The organism is Histidinibacterium aquaticum (assembly GCF_008710275.1).
Lineage (GTDB): Bacteria > Pseudomonadota > Alphaproteobacteria > Rhodobacterales > Rhodobacteraceae > Oceanicola > Oceanicola aquaticus.
Window position 1 is genome coordinate 269,306 of the sequence record NZ_VYQE01000003.1, and the last position, 18,006, is coordinate 287,311.

General features: G+C 69.5%; 23 protein-coding genes. 9 read left to right on the top strand and 14 right to left on the bottom strand.

Annotation, left to right across the window (positions count from 1 at the left end):
• Nucleotide 1: 1 nt before the first annotated feature.
• The 3 genes from F3S47_RS10820 to msrB all read right to left on the bottom strand — a co-directional run bounded on the left by F3S47_RS10820 (nucleotide 2) and on the right by msrB (nucleotide 1,290).
• Complete coding sequence (locus F3S47_RS10820) at nucleotides 2–268, bottom strand: DUF6455 family protein (protein WP_150445279.1); 267 nt, start codon at nucleotides 266–268, stop codon at nucleotides 2–4.
• A gap of 66 nt (nucleotides 269–334) precedes the next feature.
• Nucleotides 335–796: a DUF3429 domain-containing protein gene (locus tag F3S47_RS10825; protein WP_150445280.1), complete on the bottom strand. Its 462-nt coding sequence runs from the start codon at nucleotides 794–796 to the stop codon at nucleotides 335–337.
• On the bottom strand, nucleotides 793–1,290 hold the full coding sequence (gene msrB, locus F3S47_RS10830; RefSeq protein WP_150445281.1) for a peptide-methionine (R)-S-oxide reductase MsrB: 498 nt from the start codon (nucleotides 1,288–1,290) through the stop codon (nucleotides 793–795). Before msrB ends, F3S47_RS10825 begins: the two co-directional genes overlap by 4 nt.
• A gap of 121 nt (nucleotides 1,291–1,411) precedes the next feature.
• Here msrB and F3S47_RS10835 point away from each other — a divergent pair, with 121 nt between their 5' ends.
• Complete coding sequence (locus tag F3S47_RS10835) at nucleotides 1,412–1,801, top strand: thiol-disulfide oxidoreductase DCC family protein (protein ID WP_150445282.1); 390 nt, start codon at nucleotides 1,412–1,414, stop codon at nucleotides 1,799–1,801.
• Between the two features lie 126 nt (nucleotides 1,802–1,927).
• On the top strand, nucleotides 1,928–2,599 hold the full coding sequence (gene trhA / locus F3S47_RS10840) for a PAQR family membrane homeostasis protein TrhA (RefSeq protein ID WP_150445283.1): 672 nt from the start codon (nucleotides 1,928–1,930) through the stop codon (nucleotides 2,597–2,599).
• Here trhA and F3S47_RS10845 read toward each other — a convergent pair.
• Nucleotides 2,596–3,336 carry a M48 family metallopeptidase gene (locus F3S47_RS10845; protein ID WP_150445284.1) on the bottom strand — a complete coding sequence of 247 codons (741 nt, stop codon included), beginning with the start codon at nucleotides 3,334–3,336 and terminating at the stop codon, nucleotides 2,596–2,598. The genes trhA and F3S47_RS10845 overlap by 4 nt on opposite strands.
• Before the next feature lie 133 nt (nucleotides 3,337–3,469).
• Here F3S47_RS10845 and F3S47_RS10850 point away from each other — a divergent pair, with 133 nt between their 5' ends.
• Nucleotides 3,470–3,709: a hypothetical protein gene (locus F3S47_RS10850; RefSeq protein ID WP_150445285.1), complete on the top strand. Its 240-nt coding sequence runs from the start codon at nucleotides 3,470–3,472 to the stop codon at nucleotides 3,707–3,709.
• Between the two features lie 78 nt (nucleotides 3,710–3,787).
• Nucleotides 3,788–4,537: a YebC/PmpR family DNA-binding transcriptional regulator gene (locus F3S47_RS10855; protein ID WP_150445286.1), complete on the top strand. Its 750-nt coding sequence runs from the start codon at nucleotides 3,788–3,790 to the stop codon at nucleotides 4,535–4,537.
• A 23-nt stretch (nucleotides 4,538–4,560) separates the two neighbouring features.
• Here F3S47_RS10855 and F3S47_RS10860 read toward each other — a convergent pair whose 3' ends face one another.
• The 10 genes from F3S47_RS10860 to gdhA form a co-directional block, all read right to left on the bottom strand.
• Nucleotides 4,561–6,177: a coiled-coil domain-containing protein gene (locus tag F3S47_RS10860; protein WP_150445287.1), complete on the bottom strand. Its 1,617-nt coding sequence runs from the start codon at nucleotides 6,175–6,177 to the stop codon at nucleotides 4,561–4,563.
• Nucleotides 6,174–7,289 (bottom strand): chemotaxis-specific protein-glutamate methyltransferase CheB, encoded by a 1,116-nt coding sequence (gene cheB / locus F3S47_RS10865; RefSeq protein ID WP_150445288.1) that lies wholly within the window; start codon nucleotides 7,287–7,289, stop codon nucleotides 6,174–6,176. The genes F3S47_RS10860 and cheB overlap by 4 nt, the downstream gene beginning before the upstream one ends.
• Nucleotides 7,286–8,149 (bottom strand): CheR family methyltransferase, encoded by an 864-nt coding sequence (locus F3S47_RS10870; protein ID WP_150445289.1) that lies wholly within the window; start codon nucleotides 8,147–8,149, stop codon nucleotides 7,286–7,288. Before F3S47_RS10870 ends, cheB begins: the two co-directional genes overlap by 4 nt.
• A complete protein-coding gene (locus F3S47_RS10875) occupies nucleotides 8,146–8,643 on the bottom strand; it encodes a chemotaxis protein CheW (RefSeq protein ID WP_223877796.1) in 498 nt (165 codons plus the stop codon). The genes F3S47_RS10870 and F3S47_RS10875 overlap by 4 nt, the downstream gene beginning before the upstream one ends.
• Entirely contained in the window at nucleotides 8,640–10,277 is a 1,638-nt protein-coding gene (locus tag F3S47_RS10880; RefSeq protein WP_150445290.1) for a methyl-accepting chemotaxis protein, read from the bottom strand. Before F3S47_RS10880 ends, F3S47_RS10875 begins: the two co-directional genes overlap by 4 nt.
• Complete coding sequence (locus F3S47_RS10885) at nucleotides 10,277–10,813, bottom strand: chemotaxis protein CheW (RefSeq protein ID WP_150445291.1); 537 nt, start codon at nucleotides 10,811–10,813, stop codon at nucleotides 10,277–10,279. Before F3S47_RS10885 ends, F3S47_RS10880 begins: the two co-directional genes overlap by 1 nt.
• A complete protein-coding gene (locus F3S47_RS10890; RefSeq protein WP_317978260.1) occupies nucleotides 10,810–12,735 on the bottom strand; it encodes a chemotaxis protein CheA in 1,926 nt (641 codons plus the stop codon). Before F3S47_RS10890 ends, F3S47_RS10885 begins: the two co-directional genes overlap by 4 nt.
• Nucleotides 12,735–13,100, bottom strand: a complete 366-nt coding sequence (locus F3S47_RS10895) for a response regulator (RefSeq protein WP_150445293.1) — start codon at nucleotides 13,098–13,100, stop codon at nucleotides 12,735–12,737. The genes F3S47_RS10890 and F3S47_RS10895 overlap by 1 nt, the downstream gene beginning before the upstream one ends.
• Nucleotides 13,097–13,390 (bottom strand): hypothetical protein, encoded by a 294-nt coding sequence (locus tag F3S47_RS10900; RefSeq protein WP_150445294.1) that lies wholly within the window; start codon nucleotides 13,388–13,390, stop codon nucleotides 13,097–13,099. The genes F3S47_RS10895 and F3S47_RS10900 overlap by 4 nt, the downstream gene beginning before the upstream one ends.
• 71 nt (nucleotides 13,391–13,461) lie before the next feature.
• The gene (gene gdhA / locus F3S47_RS10905; protein WP_150445295.1) at nucleotides 13,462–14,805 is read right to left on the bottom strand and encodes an NADP-specific glutamate dehydrogenase; all 1,344 of its coding nucleotides are present in this window, start codon (nucleotides 14,803–14,805) and stop codon (nucleotides 13,462–13,464) included.
• Nucleotides 14,806–14,929: 124 nt separating this feature from the next.
• Between gdhA and ribB the strand changes: the two genes are divergently transcribed.
• The 5 genes from ribB (at nucleotide 14,930) to F3S47_RS10930 (ending at nucleotide 17,999) form a co-directional block, all read left to right on the top strand.
• Nucleotides 14,930–16,060 (top strand): 3,4-dihydroxy-2-butanone-4-phosphate synthase, encoded by a 1,131-nt coding sequence (gene ribB / locus F3S47_RS10910; RefSeq protein ID WP_150445296.1) that lies wholly within the window; start codon nucleotides 14,930–14,932, stop codon nucleotides 16,058–16,060.
• Nucleotides 16,060–16,596, top strand: a complete 537-nt coding sequence (locus F3S47_RS10915) for a 6,7-dimethyl-8-ribityllumazine synthase (protein WP_150445297.1) — start codon at nucleotides 16,060–16,062, stop codon at nucleotides 16,594–16,596. The genes ribB and F3S47_RS10915 overlap by 1 nt, the downstream gene beginning before the upstream one ends.
• Before the next feature lie 8 nt (nucleotides 16,597–16,604).
• Nucleotides 16,605–17,078: a transcription antitermination factor NusB gene (gene nusB / locus F3S47_RS10920; RefSeq protein ID WP_150445298.1), complete on the top strand. Its 474-nt coding sequence runs from the start codon at nucleotides 16,605–16,607 to the stop codon at nucleotides 17,076–17,078.
• An 82-nt stretch (nucleotides 17,079–17,160) separates the two neighbouring features.
• Nucleotides 17,161–17,385 (top strand): hypothetical protein, encoded by a 225-nt coding sequence (locus F3S47_RS10925; protein WP_150445299.1) that lies wholly within the window; start codon nucleotides 17,161–17,163, stop codon nucleotides 17,383–17,385.
• Between the two features lie 62 nt (nucleotides 17,386–17,447).
• The gene (locus F3S47_RS10930; protein WP_150445300.1) at nucleotides 17,448–17,999 is read left to right on the top strand and encodes an HdeD family acid-resistance protein; all 552 of its coding nucleotides are present in this window, start codon (nucleotides 17,448–17,450) and stop codon (nucleotides 17,997–17,999) included.
• Nucleotides 18,000–18,006: the final 7 nt, after the last annotated feature.

Below are 18,006 nucleotides of genomic sequence, written 5' to 3' on the forward strand. Positions count from 1 at the left end.
GTCAGGCCGGCTCGGCCTCTTTCGGAAGTCCCGCGAAGTAGGCGCGTCCGCGGCAGTAGGCCGGCGGCTGGTCCGCGTGGTCGTGCGTCTCCAGCCATTTGCCGCAGGCCTCGGCCTGGGTGCAGGCGGTGCAGGAAAGGACCGCGCCGCGCCAGCGTTCGGCGCCCGTGGGGCTGGAGATCATCGAGCGGGACGGGTCGCGGCCGAGGGCCGAGGCCATGCGGGTGGTGAGGTCGGCGTGGCGGGAGATGGTCTTGAGACCGAACATCGGGGCGTCCTCCGGAGCTGTTTCGCCTCTCCTGCCCCGGAGCGTGCCGCCGCGCCTTGATGTGGCTCAAAGGGCCGCGACGAGGAGCATTGCGAGGCCGACCACGGCGATGGTCATCTGCGGCGGGCGGAGACGCGCGAAGTAGAGCGGGACCTCTCCGCGCTCGGCCGCCCTCGGCTCGAAGATGCCCATGGCCGCGATCGCGACGAGGACGATGAGCAGGCCGAGGGCCGGCGGCAGCACGAGGGCCACGAGCCCGCCGAAGAAGAGCGCGAGCATGACGGCGATCTGCCGTGGCTTCGGCCCGCCCTCGGTGCGGAAACTTAGCCCCCGGCGCACCCCGGCGAAGAAGCACAGCAGCGCCGCGCCGACGATCTGTCCCGCGAAGATGGCGATGATCGCCCAGGGCGCCGGCGTCAGCCAGGCCACCAGCGCGAGAGCGGGGAAAAGGAGGACGGGCCCGTACCCCAGCAGGAGCCCGTCGAGCGGTACCGAACGCCGCTCCTCGACCGATATCTCGCGGCTCATGCCTCGGCCGGGCGGAAGTCCAGCGCGACGCCGTTGAGGCAGTGGCGCTTGCCCGTGGGCTCCGGTCCGTCGTCGAAGATGTGGCCCAAGTGACCGCCGCAGCGGTCGCAATGGACCTCGGTACGGGGATAGACGAGCTTGTAGTCGGTCTTGGTCGCCACCGCGTTCTCGAGCGGCGCGTAAAAGCTGGGCCAGCCGGTGCCGGACTCGAATTTCGTCTCGGAGGAATAGACGTCCTGGCCGCAGCCGCCGCAGGTGTAGATACCGGTGCGGCTCTCCTCGAGCAGCGGGCTGGAATAGGGCTCTTCAGTAGCTTCCTGACGGAGCACGGCGAATTCCTGATCGGTCAGGCGCTCGCGCCATTCCTCTTCGCTGAGGCTGACCTCGAAGCTTTCCTGGGATTCGGCCGTGCTGCCACGAAGCGCGGCATATCCGCCGACGGCTGCCACGGCGATCGCGGCGCCGCCTGCGAGGAAGGATCGGCGATGGGTCATGTCTGTCTCCCGGTCTGTCATTTAAGGAACGTAGGGAGCCCCGGGCCGGGTTGCGCCGCTCACGCGGATGTCACCCTGCGTCACCTCGCCGGTCGCCGGTCCGCGCTCCATCTAGGGCGGCATGACGGAAGACACACGCGTTCTCTACAACGGCGACTGCCCGGTCTGCTCCTTTGAGATCGACCGCTATGCCGACTATTCGCGCCGGCGGGGCCTGCCGATCCGCTTCGACGACCTGAACGGGCCCGAACTGGCGGAGTGGGGTCTGACCGACGACGAAGCAGCCCGGCGACTCTACGTCCTGCACGAGGGCGAGCTGCATGGCGGTCTCGACGGGTTTCTCGTGCTCTGGCGGCAGATGCCGCGGATGCGCTGGCTGGCGCGCGTCGCGGGACTTCCGGTGATCCGCCCGGCGGCCTCCGCAGTCTACGAGAAGGTCCTCGCACCGGTGCTCTACCGGCGGCATCTCGCGCGCCGGAGACGGGCGGTTGGTGGACCGGAAGCCGAGTGAGGGCTGTCTCCAAGGAGACACCGACCGTGCCTGCGAGGCTGCGAATGCCGGTAAATTGACCCGGATCAACACAGGGTTTCGCAGCGTTGTTCTTTCTTTCGGCCCGACTGCGCGTACTCTATCCACATGACCGGTTCCTACAGCGACGCATACCCTACATTTACCCGCGCCGAGCGGATCGCCGATGGCGTGATGCATTTCCTCGGCATGGCGCTGGCCATCACCGGCGCGGTGCTCCTCATCGTGCTCTCGGCGGGTCACCGGCCCGGGCTTACCGTGGCCGCGGTCGCGGTCTACGGCGGTGCGATGATCCTGAGCTTCGTTGTCTCGGCCTGCTACCACATGACCCCGTGGGAGCGCGCGAGGCCGATGCTGCGGCGCATGGATCACGCGGCGATCTACCTCAAGATCGCGGGCACCTACACGCCGCTCGTCGCCCTGATCGGCACGGCTTTCGGCTGGATCGTGCTGGCCGTGGTCTGGGCGCTCGCCATGATGGGCGCCGTGCTGCGCCTCTTCGTCTCGCGCGCGCCCGGGCGATTCAACACGCTTCTCTACCTCGCGCTGGGGTGGTTCAGCCTGGCGCTCATCTGGCCCCTGGCCCAGCGGCTTCCGGCCGGGGGGACCGCGCTGATCGTGGTCGGCGGGCTCCTCTATTCGGCCGGGACGATCTTCTTCTCCTGGGAGAAACTGCGCTTCCAGAACGCGATCTGGCATGGCTTCGTGCTTGCGGCCTCGGGCTGCTTCTTCGCCGCCATCGCCTGGGGCGTGACGCTGCAGGTGCCGGGGCCGCTCTAGCGGCGCAGCTGCGCGGCGGTCGACCTGACGATCGCCACACGCTCCTGGTTCGGCGGGTGGGTCGAAAGGAAGACGGCGCTCGGATCCGGAATCCGGAAGAAGAAGTCGGCCCCGCGCACGGGATCGTAGCCCGCGCGGGCCGTGATGATCGTGCCGAGGCGGTCGGCCTCCAGCTCGAAGTCGCGGGAGTAGCTCCGCGCGCCCACAACGGCGCCGATCTCCTGCGCGGCACGCACTTCTTCGGGCGTGCGCGCCCCGAGCGCCCCCGCGAGCTGGCCAAAGACGACGGCCCCCGCCGTGGCATTGCGCTGCTGGCGGGCGAGATGACCCTCGATGTGGTGCGCCGCCTCGTGGCTGAGGACGAAGGCCAGTTCATCGGCATTCCGCGCGTCGGCGATGAGCGCGAGGGTGAAGGCGACGATGGGCCGTCCGCGCTGGTCGACGGTCTGGAAGGCGTTGGCGGGCAGGCCCGGACGGTCGTCCACCACGATCTGGAAATCGCAGTTGAACTGCGGCGCGCGTTCGCGGCACTCGGCCTCGGCGGCCGGTTCGACCCGCTCGACCACGCTGATGAAGGTGCGTGCGGCGGTGCGGGCGTCGAGCGCCTGGCCTACGGCCGCGACCGGGTTGATCTTCTCGCCAGGGCTCGTCGTGGTCACACCGTCCGGTGGCGGCGCGGCACAGCCGGCGAGCCCGGCGGCGACGAGAACGGAAAGAGCGGCGGATCTGAGGCCCATGGACGGCTCCGGAAACGGGGTTTCCCTTCTCCTAGCATGTGGCGCGGGCGCTTCCAGCCCGCCGGACGCCGGCTCACGGGATCGGCAGCGCTCCGCCCTTTTCCGTGAGCACGGGGCGGTCTAGGCTCGCCCCATGTTCACCATCGAGCACGATTTCGACGCCACCACCGTGACCCTCGTCGACGACGGCGAGGCGCCGCTGAAGGAGGACGTGATCGTCCATGCCTTCGAGGACTGCGTGACGCTGACCCAGTTCGACGCCCGGACCGACCGGGACGTGACCATCACGCTCTCGATCGCGCAGGTCCGCGACATGGGAGCGGCGCTGAACCTGCCCGAGGGCGTCTACCGGCTGCGCCGCGTCAAGGACTGACCCCGGGCCTGTCGCGCGGCTTGCAGCGGGCCCGTGCCCTGCCCTATATGCCCGGCAATCAGCCAAGACGAGGACACCATGGCCGGCCATTCCAAGTGGGCGAACATCCAGCACCGCAAGGGGCGTCAGGACGCCGCTCGGTCCAAGCTCTTCTCCAAGCTCGCCAAGGAGATCACGGTCGCCGCGAAGATGGGCGACCCCGACCCCGACAAGAACCCCCGCCTGCGCCTGGCCGTGAAGGAGGCCAAGTCGAACTCCGTCCCGAAGGACGTGATCGACCGCGCCATCAAGAAGGCGCAGGGCGGCGACGCCGAGAATTACGAGGAGATCCGCTACGAGGGCTACGGGCCGAACGGCGTGGCGGTGATTGTCGAGGCGATGACCGACAACCGCAACCGCACCGCCTCCACCGTCCGGTCGACCTTCGGCAAGAACGGCGGCAACCTGGGCGAGACCGGCTCGGTCGGCTTCATGTTCGAGCGCAAGGGCCAGGTGGTCTACCCCGCCGACGTGGGTGATGCCGACGACGTCATGATGGCCGCGATCGAGGCGGGCGCAGAGGATGTCGAATCGGGCGACGACGGACATGTCGTCTGGTGCGCCGACACCGATCTCAACGAGGTCTCGACGCTGCTCGAGGAGCAACTGGGCGAGTCCGAGACGACGAAACTCGTCTGGCGTCCGGTCAACACGACCGAGCTCGACCTCGAGGGGCTGCAGAAGCTCATGAAGCTTGTCGAAGCGCTCGAGGATGACGACGACGTTCAGTCCGTCACGACGAACTTCGAGGCGCCGGACGAGGTCATGGAGGCCTACGCCAACGCCTGAGCCGCGGCGGCCAGGGGACGAGGTCACGCGAAGAAGACATCTTCTTCCTCTTCCCTGGTCTCCGGGTCCGCCCCCGGGGGCCGCCCCGCGATCCGGTCGTGAACCTCGCGCTCGTCCGCGATGGAATAGAGCCGCCGGATCCGTGCCGAGAGGCCCGGGGACATCGGGCCGGGGACATGCGCGTGTTTGTCGGCCCAGGGCGCGAGGCGGCGCCGTATCCCCGCGCTGAACCCTGCGAACGTCTCCGAGGCCCGGGCGACCGCGGCTTCGACCTCCAAGTCGCGGGCCGCCGCAACCCGTGCGAGGAGGTCGGCCAGCACCCGCGTCGACTCCCCAAGGTCCTTCAGCGCATCTGCCGCGCCCTGCTCTTCGCCGAGCTCGATCGCCTCCAGATCGGCGATGGCGGCTTCCTGGCGGCGGGTCCGATCGATGAGCGCCCGGGACCGGTCCCCGAGCTCGGTCCTGGAATCCCGCAGCTGGCGTGAGACTTCCATCATGGCCCGCCCCTCCTGTCCGTAGCGGGTCGAGACCAACGTGGCGTTCAGCCCCATGAGGTGGATCGTCTGCTCGGTCCGCGCGATGGTCGCGGCCGGTCCCGCGACCGCGGCATAGGCCTTCGCGGCGGCAAGCAGTTCCTCGCGAAGGGCCGGCGCGGCGAGGGCGGAACCTCCGCCGGCCTCGGCCGTCAGCCGGTCGGCGAAGGCCGTGAGGTCCGCGGCATCGACGGCCTCGGAGAGTTCCCGCAGGTCGGCTGCGGCGCGTCCCGCGTGCTCCTTCATCGTCGCGAACCGTGGGAGGACACGCTCTTCCGCCTCCCGAAGGCTCTCGGTCGCGGTGGCAACGAGGGTCCTGCAGAGGGCCTGGAGGACCGGCCGGTCCTCGGCCGGTGTTCCGGGCGCCAACTCCGCGATCTCGGCGACGTGATCGAGCCGCTGCCGAAGGGCATCTCCCGCCTGCAGCCCCACCAGCGCCGCGCCGAGTTCCTGCGCGAGACGGGTCACCGTCGCCGAAAGGTCGGCGGCTCGGCGTGGCAGGTCGGTCCGGTCGAAGACCGCGCCGACGAGTCCTGGAAGTTCGACGTACAGCCGGTCCATGCGCGCCAGGTCGCGGCTGCAGGCCTCGAGCTTGGGACCAGCGTCCTTCATGCGGTCATCCGCGTCTTCGAGAGCCTCGGCAAGCCGCTCCAGCGCCTGCTCAACCTCCTCGATCGTCTCGCGCGCGCCGCTTGCGAAGTGCTGGATGGAGCCGTCTCCCGCCCGAATGGAGGAGCCGACGATCAGCGCGTTCGTGGCGATCACGCGCGTGCCCCGGGCGTCGCGCCGAATCTCGGTCAGCAGGCCCCGGATCTCCGCGGATCTGTCCTGCATGAGGCCGGCCACCTCGGCGAGCCGTCCCAGCCGCTCCCGGAGCCCTGTCGCCCGGTCCCCCGCCCGTCGCGCCTGATCCGCGAGCCTGGTCCGTCCCTCAAGGCCGCACCGAGCGGACAGGTCGGTAAGGGAGCCGGAGACGGCCTCTACCCGGTCCTGCAGCTCGAACAGACGGTGCGGCACGTCATCGAAGACCGCTTCGATCTCCGAGGAGACGGCCCGAGCCGTCCGCGCCAGCGCGGCCAGATCGGTTGCCGGGTCGGCCGACCTCATGCCGCCCCCGCGCGCGCGCCGAATTCGGCGATCGCTTCGGCGATCCGGTCGAGCGGCACGGCCCGATCGGCCCCGCCCATGCGCATCGCCTCGCCCGGCATGCCCCAGACGACGGAGCTCGCCTCATCCTGGATCAGGGTCGCGGCGCCGGCAGTCCGCATCTCGACCAGGCCGCGCGCCCCGTCGTCGCCCATGCCCGTCATGAGGATGCCCTGCGCCGCCGGACCCGCGGCGATGGCGGTGGAGCGAAACAGCACGTCGACCGAAGGTCGGTGCCGCGCGACGTATGGCCCGGAGACGATGTCGGTCCTGTAGCCGCGACCGTGCCGGCGCAGGATCAGGTGACTGTCGCCGGGCGCGATCAGAACCTCGCCCCTCTCCGGCCGGTCGCCGTCGCGCGCCTCGGAGACGCGAACCGTGCAGAGCCCGTCGAGCCGGCGGGCGAAGGCTGCGGTGAATTTCTCCGGCATGTGCTGGACAACGACGACGGGCGGCGTCCGGGGGGACAGACCGGGCAGCACCCTTGCCAAGGCCTCGGTCCCGCCGGTGGAGGCTCCGATCGCGATGACCGGGGGCATCGGGGGGACCACGGAACTCGGCCGCGGCGGCGCGAGAACGGCATCGGCGGTAAGCTTCGGGCCCGGGCGGAGATCCGGTGCCGGCCCCGGCGCGGGGGGCGGCTCGCGCCCCCCGCTGGGCCGCCTGCGGCGCCCGGCATGCGCCGCGGCGCGGATGGCGTCGCAGAGCCGGATCTGGGCCTCCTGCCGATCAGACTCCGAGGCAAGGCGCGGCTTGCCGATCACTTCGGCCGCGCCCAGTTCGAGCGCGCGCAGCGCGGCGCGGGACCCTGCCTCGGTATGGCTCGAACAGATGACAACAGGGATGGGCCGCTGCGCCATGATCCGGCCCAGGAAGGTCAGCCCATCCATCCGGGGCAGTTCGAGGTCCAGCAGGATCACGTCCGGAAGGCTCTCGCGCATCTGCGCAGCCGCGGCGAAGGCATCGGGGGCAGTGGCGATGACCTCGATCCCGCCGTCGCCCTCCAACAGGCGGCGCAGGGCACTCCTTGCGGCCGCGCTATCATCGACGATGAGGACACGGATCCTGGTCATCGCTGGACTCCTTCGAGTCGAAAGACGCCCGGCGCGCGCTGGCTCAGACCGGGCCGCTGGACGATCATGGATTCCGAATGACCGACGATGAGATGGCCGCCGGGCCTCAGGTGATCGGCGACCGCATCGATCACGCGCGCCTGCGTCTCGCGCTCGAAGTAGATGAGCACGTTGCGCAGGAAGATCACGTCGAGGCCTGCGTCCACGGCGTACGGCGGCGAGAGAAGGTTGAGCGGGGCGAAACGGACGCGGGCCCGCAGCTCCGGCACTATCCGCGCGCGGGCTTCGCCGCGCCCGCCCCGGCCGGTCATGGTGCAGGCCCTGCGAAGGTCCGGTGGCACCGGGGCAAGCTCCCGCTCCGGGTAGACGGCCCGGCGCGCGGTCTCGAGGACGCTGCGCGTGATATCCGTGCCGAGGATCGCCCAGTCGAATCTCGGCTCGGATTGCGCCGCCCGGTGCAGCAACATTGCCGCCGACCAGGCCTCTGCCCCGGTAGAGGCGGCCGCGCTCCAGAGGCGAAAGCGGACCCGCTGGGACCGGGGCTGTTCGGCGATGGCCTCCGGGATCAGCCGGTCGTCCAGCAGAGCATAGCGGTCGGGCTCGCGGAAGAAGTCCGTCTTGTTGGTCGTAATCACTTCGACAACGTGGGGCAGCTCTGCCTCCAGCCCGCCTTTCTCGAAGAGGTGCGCGAAGTAGGCATCGAGCGTCGGAAGATTGAGCGCGGTCAATCGCTTGCGCAGCCGCGCCTCGATCATGAGTCGCTTCGACTCGGAAAGGTTGATGCCAGTCGTCGCGCGGACCACGCGGCAGAACCGGTCCAGATGGTCGGTGGCAGAACGGGCCGTTCCGGCGGCACTCATGACTGCGGCTCCTCCTCCGTGGGCGCGAGCCTGCCTTCGAACAGGGCCGAGACCTCGAGCAGGGTGACGAACCGCCCGCCCCTGCGGCCGACGCCGGCGACCATGCGCTCATTCCAGTGCAAGAGCTCCGCCTCGGCCAGGGGAGCGGCGCCGGCCTCGTCGAGTTCGGTCACCTCTATGACCCGGTCCACCCTCAGCCCGACCCTGCGCGCCGTTGCGCCCTGGCCTCCGACCCGGAGGACGACGATGCGGGTTTCGAAGGTATCCTCCCTTGCCGGCTGCCCCAGCATGCGGCGAAGGTCGACGACCGGTACGCTTGCGCCCCGCCGGTCGATGAGACCCAGGAGATGCTGGGGCGCGCGGGGCACCGGGGCGACAGGCTTGGCGTCGAGGATCTCGAGCACGGGCGCGACCGGCAGCGCAAAGAGCGCCTCGCCGAGACTGAAGGTGATGACGGTTCCGTCCAGCATGCCGTGGTCCGGATCGACGGTCATGCCGCGTCGCGCGCGCGCCGGGCGAATTCGGCATCGAGCGCGTCTTCCGCCGGGCTGAGGTCAAAATCGAACCCACCGGAGGACATTGGCTGAACCTTTGGCGTGGGCGCATGTGGCGTCGTGCGGGTCGTGGGCTGAAATTCGGATGCGGCCAGCCGGAAATAGCTCATCGTGCTACGCAGGGTGTCTGCCTGCGCGGCGAGTTGTTCCGCTGTCGAGCTGAGCTGCTCCGACGCGGAGGTGTTTTCCTGCGTGACCTTGTCGAGCTGCTGAATGGCACTGTTCACCTGCGTGGCGCCCGTGGCGAGTTCCTGGCTTGCGCCGCTGATCTGGATCACGAGCTCCGCCGTCCGTTCGATGTCGGGGACGAGACCGTCGAGCATCTGTCCGGCCTCCTCGGCCGCCTTGACGGTATTCGTGGAAAGCGAGGAGATTTCGCCGGCGGCGGTCTGGCTGCGCTCTGCGAGCTTGCGAACCTCGCTCGCCACGACAGCGAAACCGCGGCCATGCTCGCCGGCGCGAGCCGCCTCGACCGCGGCGTTGAGAGCCAGCAGGTCGGTCTGGCGGGCGATTTCCTGCACGACCATGATGCGTTCCGCGATCGTCTTCATGGCCTCGACAGCCTCGGCCACGGCCTTGCCGCTGGCGCGGGCGTCCTTGGCAGATTTCTGGGCCACGCCCTCAGTCTCGGAGGCGTTCTCCGCGGTCTGCTTGATGTTGGCGGCCATCTGCTCCATCGAGCTCGAGGCTTCCTCTGTCGACGAGGCCTGCTCGGTCGCGCCCTGGCTGAGTTCCTCCGATGTCGAGGCCATCTGGCCCGCGCCGGCCGCCACGTTCGATGCGCCGCCGGAGACGTCGCCGACGACCTTCCGCAGCTTTTCGACCATTTCGTTCTGGGACCGGAGCAGGTCGGTGACCTCGTCGTTTCCGCGCAGGTGCGCCGTCGAGGTGAGGTCGCCGGAGGCCACCTGCCGGGCGATCGAGATGGCCCGGTTGAGGCCACGGGAGATGCCCAGGATCAGCCACGCCGCGACCCCGGTGCTGACCAGGAGGGCCAGGATCATGAGCCCGAGGATCGTCAGCCTGGCGCGGGCGTAGAGCGTATCGGCATTCTCGGCGGCCTCGGCCATTGTCCGGCGATTGTCCTGGAGGATCTCGTCGAGCTTGAGCTCCATCTGGGCCCAGAGGTCCTGTCCCTCCCCGGAGAGAAGGCGATAGGCCCGGATGTTGTCCGTGGCGCTGATCGCCATCGCCCGGCCCGCAGTCTGACGAAGCTGCTCCGCGGTCGCGACGTACTCCGCGAGAAGAGCTTCTCCCTCTGCCGTAGCAAGCGACCGCAGCTCGGCCAGGAGCGTGTCGTGCGCGATGCGGCTGCTCTCGATCTCCTCCTCGATCTCGCGCTGGACTTCCGGACGTTCCGCGAGGAGATGCTCCCGGATGTTGCGCTGGGTCCGGAGCTGTTCTGCCGTGACCGCCTGCGCGAGCTCGACCCTCTTCGCCGAGTTGTTGACCAGCTCTCCAAGGCGGGCATTGAGACGGCCGAGGTCGTTAAGCGCGATGAAGAGCGCTGTGCCGCTCAGTGCGATGAGCAGGACGAAGGCCACGATGAGTTTCAGCTTTATGGTCAGTCGCATCAGGTCGTCTCCGGTTCGGGGGCGAGGCCGGAGGATCCGGCGGACGGGGCGCGGCCCGGCGGGCCGGCGAGGAAGTCGGCGAAAATCGCGGCGAGGTCGGGGAGCGTGACGAAGTGACCCCGCCAGCGGCCGATCGCGGCGACGAAACGCGGCGGCCAGCGGCTTCCGACGGTCGGTATCTCCTCAAGATCGGCGGGCCCGATACGGGTGACCTCGTGGACGGTATCGGCGCGAATGCCGACCACCATCTCCTGCCCGTCGAGCGGGATCTCGAGCACCAGTATGCGGGCCTCGGGGCCGTCGGCCCCCGGCGGCATCTTGAGGGGGACGCGGAGGTCGGCCAGCGGCACGACAGCGCCGCGCACGTTCACGAGCTCCGCAACGAAGGGCGGCGCGCCCGGGACACGCGTGACGCGGACGGGCTCGAGGACCTCTCGCAGCTGGCTCGCCGGGACGGCGAGAACTTCTCCGCACAGGTCGAAGGTGACGACGTTGCGGGTGGCGGGCGCTTGGTCATTGATCCCTTCCTGGGTCATGCGGCCTCCACCGTTTCTTCGGCGAGGCCTCTACCGCGGGCGACGAGGTTCGGTACGTCCAGGATGAGAGCGACCGCACCGTCCCCGAGAAGCGTCGCCCCCGAGAAGGACTTGAGGCCGGAGTGCAGGGGCGAGAGCTGCTTGATGACCGTCTGGTGATTGCCGACGATCCGGTCGACGACCAAGCCGATCCGATCGTCGCCGCTGGTCACGATGACGACCTTCTGATGGGGATCGGGATCACCCGTCGCGCGCAGAAGGGACCTGAGACGGAGGAAGGGCACCAGGCTGGTGCGGATGTCGAGGAAGGCGTTGCCGCTCTCACCGTCCCGGTGGCGCTCGGGGAGTTCGACGATTTCGTCCACCGCGGCGAGCGGGACGACGAAACGCTCCGATCCGATCTCGATCAGGAGACCGTCGATGATGGCGAGAGTCAGCGGCAGTCGGAGCGTGATCGTGGTGCCGCGCCCGGCCTCGCTGGCGACGTCGATCGTGCCGCGGAGCTCCTCGATGGAGCGGCGGACGACGTCCATCCCGACCCCGCGGCCCGAGAGCTTCGTCACGGTTTCCGCGGTGGAGAAGCCGGGCTCGAAGATGAGCTTGAGCAGGCCCTCGTCGTTTTCCGGAACGCTTTCAGGGATGAGGCCGCGCTCGATGGCGCGGGCGCGCACCCTGGAGCGATCGATGCCGCCTCCGTCGTCGCTCAGGGTGACCAGAACCTCGGCGCCGGAGTAGCCGGCTGAGAGCGTGATGCGGCCGGTTTCGGGCTTTCCGAGGGCCCGGCGGGTCTCCGTATTCTCCAGACCGTGGTCGGCCGCGTTGCGGATGAGGTGCATGAGCGGATCGGTCAGACGGTCGATGACAGTCTTGTCGAGCTCCGTTTCCTCGCCCCGCAGGTCGAGGGTCAACGGCTTGCCGAGATCGGCGGAGACGTCGTGGACGAGGCGCCGGAAGCGGGGCGTGATCGCGCCGATCGGCGTCATCCGGATCGACATGGTGTTGTCCCGCATGCCGGTGGCGAGGCGCTGGATGTCCTCGGCCACGGACATGAGGGCGGGGTCGCGCGAGCGGGCCGCAAGATCGGCGAGCCTCGCCTCCGCGATGACCAGCTCACCCACCCGGTCCATCATCTCGTCGAGGCGCTCAGCGGGGACGCGCATCAGGGACGTGCCTCGCTGCGGAGCGAGGGCCGGTTTGGGCTCCGGCGGGCCTGCCGCACTGGTCTCGCCGTCGGACGGCGGTGCCGGCGGCTCGATCCGGAGGTCGAGGCCGTCCTCGTGGAAGAGGAAGGCGCCCCGGATCTCGTCCTCCGTCACGGAGGCGTCGATTTCGGCAACCCAGGAAAGGTAGAGGTTCTCGGGATCGATCTCCTCCAGCGGGGGTATTCCTGCGACGCGGGCCCGGATGCGCCGGGCGCCGATACGCCGGAGTTCCTCCAGCACCAGTTCGGGGCGGCCGCCGAGGGCGAGGGTATCGGGCGGGAGGGTGAAGCTGACCTGCCACGCGCCTTGCGGCTCCGGCCCCGGACCCGCACTTGGAGCGGGGACCGCACCGTCCGTCAGGGCGGCAAGGCGGGCGAGTATCTCTTGCCCCGCCGGATCCTGCGCAACAGGCTCCCCGGCGCGCAGGAGGTCGGCGACATGGTCACGGGCTGAGAGGGACAGGGCGACGAGTTCGGGCGTGACGGCCATCGACCCGTCGCGCACGCGATCGAAGGCGGTCTCGAAGTCGTGCAGGAACGAGGCCACATCCGCCCGGCCGAACATGGCGCCCGTGCCCTTGAGCGTGTGAAGATCGCGGAAGGCGCTGTCGATCAGTTCGCGGTCGTTCGGCCTGTCCTTGAGGGCAAGGAGACTGGTCTCGAGGCTTTCCACGAGAGCGCCGGCCTCGGCGCGGAACAGGGTGAGCGTCTCTTCGTCCATCATCCGAGCACCCGGCGCATGACGTCGAGCAGCTTCGCCTGGTCGAACGGTTTCACCATCCAGCCGATCGCCCCGGCGGCGCGGGCCTGGTCCTTTTTCGCGGCGTCGGTTTCGGTCGAGAGAAAGACGACAGGCACGCCGCGGCCCTCGGGACGAGCCCGGAAGGCGCGAACGAACCCCAGGCCGTCGAGCCTGGGCATGTTCTGGTCGGTGATCACGGCGTCCGGTCGCGCGCTGCTGGCGCGCTCCAGCGCCATCTGGCCGTCCTCGGCCTCGACCACGCTGTAGCCCGCCCCCTTCAGCGTCATCGAGATCATCCGGCGGACCGAGGGGGAATCGTCCACGACGAGGACCGTGCGTGTCATTCGGGCCCCTCACTCACGGTCAGGCGCCCGTCCTCCAGCGAGAGCTCGGCGTCTGCGACGTCGTCGAGCGCGAGGGCCTGCCAGACCTGCCGCAACACCGCCGACTCCCGCAGAGCAGCGGGCGGGGCGATGCCGGAGGCCATGGCGGAGAGGACGAGTTGCACGCCCGCGGCATCCACATCTGTCGCGTTCGCCCAGTCGGCACGGTCGGCGAGCAGGCGGAGGCGCTGTTGTTCAACGCCCGACAGGCAGAGGGCGGCACCGTCGCCGCCGGCATCGGGTTCATCCATCGCACCCTCCTGAATCACTTCACCCAGGGGTCTAGGCGATGCGGTTTAAGAGAGCGTTGAAGTGGACTCCGTCAGATCACGCCGAATGCGCAGATCGCCCGCGCGACCTTGCGATAGCCCGCGATGTTCGCGCCGCGTCGGTAGTCGATGCGGGCGCCGTCCCGCCCCTCTATCGCCGCGCGGCCGTGGATCTCCGCCATGATGCCGCGCAGGGCGCTGTCGATCTCGGCTCCCGAGGCGAAGCGGCCCTTGGCGTCCTGGCTCATTTCGAGCCCGGAGACGGCGACGCCCCCCGCGTTCGCGGCCTTGCCGGGCGCGTAATCGATCCCCGCCTCCTGCACGAGACCCGCGGCTTCGGCGGTGAGCAGCATGTTGGCCCCCTCCGCGATCAGCCCGCATCCGCCGTCGATCAGGGACCGGGCGGCCTCGCCGGAAATCTCGTTCTGCGTGGCGCAGGGCAGCGCGATCTCCGCCTCCTGCTCCCAGGGCAGCGCCCCCTCCCGGAAGGTCAGCCCGAGCCGGCCGGGCGGATCGGCGATATCTTCGCCCGCGCGCTTGCGCTCTCGGACCCAGTCGATGGCCTCCTGCCCCATCCCGTCGGGCGCGAGCAGGGTGCCGGATGTGTCGGAGAGCGTCACGACCCGAGCGCCCTCCTGCACGGCCTTCTCGGCGGCATGGGTGGCGACGTTGCCCTTGCCCGACACGGCGACCCTGCGGCCCGACAGATCGCGACCGCGCTCGGCCAGCATGGCCTGGACGAAGTAGATCAGCCCGTAGCCCGTGGCCTCGACCCGCAGCTCCGAGCCGCCGAAGGCCGTCCCCTTCCCGGTGATCGCGCCGTGAAAGCGGCCCTGCATCTTCTTGTAGGCGCCGAAGAGCCAGCCGATCTCCCGCGGGCTGACATTGATGTCCCCGGCGGGCACGTCGTGGTCTGGGCCGATGTGATGGGCAAGCTCCAGCATGAAGGCCTGGCAGAAGCGCATGACCTCGCTCTCGGAGCGGCCGGTCGGGTCGAAGTCGGCGCCCCCCTTGCCGCCGCCGAGCGGCAGGCCGGTGAGGGCGTTCTTGAAGACCTGCTCGAAGCCCAGGAACTTCAGCACCGAGAGATTGACCGACGGATGGAAACGCAGCCCGGCCTTGTAGGGGCCGATGGCGTTGGAGGTCTGCACGCGCCAGCCCCGGTTGACCTGCACCTCGCCGGCATCGTCCTGCCAGACCACGCGGAAACGGATCAGGCGGTCGGGCTCGGTCAGACGCTCCAGCACCTTGTTGCGGGCGAACTCCGGGTGCTGCTTCTCCACGGTCACCACGTCGCGGGCCACCTCCTCGACGGCCTGGAGGAACTCGGGCTCGTCGGAATTGCGGGCGCGGATCGGGGCGAGATAGCTCTCGACGAGGTCGTCGCGGTCGGGCATGGGGCCTCCTGAACCTGGCTTCGACGCGCCAGCTAGGGCGATCGGGCGCCGGACCCAGAGCCCGCCTGCCCTTCCCAACCGAGCGCGTATGGACTATCTGCCCAACGACGCTGCACGAGGCCCCATGACCCAGACCTTCGAGACCCCCGGCCCCGTCGAGCTTGACTGGTCCGACGCGATCTCTCCCACCGAGGAGATCATCGAGGACGCGCGCAACGGGCGGATGTTCATCCTCGTCGACCACGAGGACCGGGAGAACGAGGGCGACCTGGTGATCCCCGCCCAGATGGCCACGCCCGACGCGATCAACTTCATGGCGACGCATGGCCGCGGTCTGATCTGCCTGGCGCTCCCGGGCGAGCGGATCGACGCGCTCGGGCTTCAGCTCATGTCGTCGAACAATTCCTCGCGGCACGAGACGGCCTTCACGATCTCCATCGAGGCGCGCGAGGGCGTGACCACCGGGATCTCCGCCCACGACCGCGCGCGCACCGTCTCGGTGGCCATCGATCCGACCAAGGGCGCCGCCGACATCGCCACGCCGGGCCACGTCTTCCCGCTGCGCGCCCGCGAGGGCGGCGTGCTGGTGCGGGCCGGGCATACCGAGGCCGCCGTGGACCTTGCGCGGCTGGCGGGGCTCAACCCCTCCGGCGTGATCTGCGAGATCATGAAGGAGGACGGGTCCATGGCCCGCCTGCCCGATCTCATCGCCTTCGCCCAGCTGCACGGGCTCAAGATCGGGACGATCTCCGACCTCATCGGCTACCGCCGCCGCCACGACAACCTCGTCCGCGTCCTCAGCGAAAGCGAGATCGAGAGCGAGTTCGGCGGGACCTGGAACATGAAGGTCTATACCGACACGACCCACGGCGACGAGCATATCGTGCTGAGCAAGGGCGACCTCTCCGGCCCCGAGCCGGTGCTGGTGCGCATGCACTCGATGGACCCCATGCTCGACATCGTCGGCACCGGCCCCCGCGGACGCGCCGGCGAATTCTCCGAGGCCATGCGCGCGGTGGCCGAGGAAGGCCGCGGCGTGGTCGTGCTGCTGCGCGACACCTCGATGAAGCTGCACTGGGGCGACGAGGTCTCGCCGCAGACCCTGCGCCAGTACGGCCTGGGCGCGCAGATCCTCTCGTCGCTCGGCCTCTCGCAGATCGAACTGCTGACCAATTCACCGCGCCCCAAGGTCGTGGGGCTCGAGGCCTACGGGCTCGAGATCACCGGAACCCGCAAGATATCGGAGCTGGGCTGATGGCCGAATCCCACTACGAGCTGCCGCTGCCCTCTTTCGACAAGGGGCCGAAGCTGCTGATCGTCACCGCCCCCTTCTACCGCGACATCGCCGACGGCCTGCTTTCGGGCGCCCGGGCGACGCTGGAGTCGGTGGGTGCCACCGTCGAGGAGATCGAGGTGCCCGGAGCGCTGGAGATCCCCGCGGCCATCGGCATGGCCGGACGGATGTCGGACTTCGACGGCTTCGTCGCGCTCGGCTGCGTGATCCGGGGCGAGACCACGCACTACGAGACGGTCTGCAACGACAGTTCGCGGGGTCTGACGCTGCTGGGCCTTTCGGGCCACTGCATCGGCAACGGCATCCTCACGGTGGAAAACCACGAACAGGCCGCGGTCCGGGCCGATCCCGACCGGGGCAACAAGGGCGGCGGCGCGGCGGCCGCGGCCTTGCACCTCATCGCGCTCGCCCGTAAGTGGGGCGGTCCGCGGGAAGGCGTGGGATTCACCCGCGACATCCTGATGGCGGGCGAAAGCTCCGGCGGACAGACGGCATAAAGGCGGACATGACGGCGATTTCGGGAAACCAGCGGCGCAAGATGCGATCCGCGGCACGGCTCTACGCCGTGCAGGCCCTCTTCCAGATGGAGGCGCAGGGCCAGTCGGCCGAGCGGGTGATGCGCGAGTTCGAGGATCACCGCTTCGGCGCGACCTACGAGGACGGGGTCGAGTACAACGAGGGCGACGTCGAGACCTTCCGCGAGCTTTGTGAGACGGCGGTGAACCGGCAGGCCAAGATCGACCAGATGACCGACCGCGCCCTGGTCGCCAAGTGGCCCATCGCCCGTATCGACCCCACCCTGCGCGCCCTCTTCCGCGCCGCGGGCGCCGAGCTGCTGGGCGAAAGCACGCCGCCCCGCGTCGTCATCACCGAGTTCGTGGACATCGCGCGCGCCTTCTTCCCGGAGAGCAAGGAGCCCTCCTTCGTCAACGCCGTCCTCGACCACATGGCGCGGGAGGCCAAGCCCGAGGCCTTCTAGCCCGCGCGGACTGGCCAGGCCGCCCTCGCCGCCCTATCTCTCCCCACAGGGATCGACGGGACCAGCCGGCCCGGGGGCCGCCATGCCGAAACTCATCTCTCTCTACATCCGCTCCTGCCTGATCGGCTTCGCCTTGGCGGGCGTCTTCGTGGCACTGCTGCTATGGCTGAACGTGGCCGGTCTGGGGGCGCTCATCCTCGGCAGTCCCGAAGCCTGGATCGCCGTGGCGATGCTCTGGGTCGCGAATGGCGTCGTCTTCGCCGGGGTCCAGTTCGGCTACGCCGTCATGGCGATGGCCGAGCGCTAGCACGGGAACCGCCCTTGCCGCGCCCGGGTTTTCCCCCGATGTTTCAGGACGGGAGACCTGCCATGACCGACCCGGGCCACACCCCGACAGAAGACCTCCTCGGCCACGTCCGCGAACACCGGGGCCGCTTCCGCTGGCTGGGTATCGCGCTGATCGTCGCGGGCATCGCCGCGATCCTCTTTCCCTTCGTCGCCTCCATCGCCGCCAAGGTCATGGTCGGCTGGCTGCTGCTGATCACCGGGGGCGTCACGCTCTGGCACGCCTTCCAGTCCCGCAGCTGGCGCGAGGCGCTGCTCTCGGGCCTCGTCGGACTGCTGAACCTCGCGGCCGGCGGCTATCTCGCCTTCTTCCCGCTGACGGGGCTCGTGGCGCTGACCCTGCTTCTCGGCCTGCTCTTCGGCCTGCAGGGCGGGGTCGAGGTCGCCATGGCCTGGCGCCACAGGCCGGGTCAGAACTGGGGCTGGATGATGGCCTCCGGCATCGCGGCGATCGCGCTCGCGCTGCTGCTTCTTCTGGGCCTGCCGGGCACGGCGCTCTGGGCCCTGGGCCTGTTCCTGGGCATCAACTTCATCAGCTCCGGCGCGGCCTTCCTGGCGCTCTCGCGGATCGACTGAGGGAAAG